The following is a 937-nucleotide window of genomic DNA, read 5'->3' as shown; positions in this document are numbered from 1 at the left end:
AGTGCGTGTTTGACAAGGTCGAGTGTGGACGGTGTGGCGGCGTGACGATGGCCGCCGGGGCGGGCAGGGTGTCCGGGTGTCGTCGCCTCGTCGTGGTTACCCGTCGGACCTGACCGATGTCCAGTGGGCGTTGATCGAAGGGTTGTTGCCGGAGCCCAGCACGGACGGGCGGCGGGAGAAACACCCTCGTCGGGAGATCGTCAACGGGATCTTGTACGTGGTCCGCTCGGGGTGTCCGTGGCGGTACCTGCCGGCGGATCTGCCGCCGTGGCAGACGGTGTACTGGTACTTCGTGCGCTGGGAAGACGCCGGTGTGACCGAGAACCTGCTGGCCGCGCTGCGGGTCAAGGCGCGGGTGCAGGACGGGCGGAATCCGGAGCCGTCGGCGGGGATCATCGACTCGCAGTCGGTGAAGGGCGCCGACACCGTCGGGCAGCAGACGCGTGGCTACGACGCGGGCAAGAAGGTCAACGGCAGGAAACGGTTCATCATCACCGATACCGCCGGGCTGTTGGTCACCGTGGCGGTGATGGCCGCCTCATGGCAGGACCGCGACGGCGCGAAGACCGCCCTGCTCAGCGCTTATCTGGCCACCCCGATCCGGCACGTCTTCGCCGACCAGGGCTTCGCGGGCCGTCTCGTCGACTGGACCCGCGACACCTTGAAGATCACGCTGGAGATTGTGCGCAAGCCCGCTGACCAGCGGGGCTTCGCCGTGCACCCGCGCAGGTGGGTCGTGGAGCGGACCCTGGCATGGCTCACCGCCTGCCGCCGGCTGGCCCGCGACTACGAACGCCACCCTGAGATCTCCGAAGGCATCATCAGGTGGGCCGCCATCGCCGGCATGACCCGCCGCATCGCCCGCGGCCGACCAGCCCGACGGCAGGCGAAGCGCACCTTCATCTGGACCTGATCAAGTCCCTCTCAAACACGCTCT

Annotated in this window: 1 protein-coding gene; it reads left to right on the top strand. The window is 68.3% G+C overall.

Annotated elements, in window-relative coordinates; translation table 11 throughout:
• The first annotated feature begins 76 nt into the window (after positions 1-76).
• Entirely contained in the window at positions 77-913 is an 837-nt protein-coding gene (locus tag MED01_RS32085) for an IS5 family transposase (RefSeq protein WP_238672204.1), read from the top strand.
• Positions 914-937 lie beyond the last annotated feature (24 nt).

The sequence above is a fragment of the Micromonospora alfalfae genome, from assembly GCF_022230925.1.
Classification (GTDB): Bacteria; Actinomycetota; Actinomycetes; order Mycobacteriales; family Micromonosporaceae; genus Micromonospora; species Micromonospora alfalfae.
The sequence above is the reverse complement of the archived record's forward strand: the minus strand, read 5'-3'. Positions and strand labels throughout refer to the sequence as shown.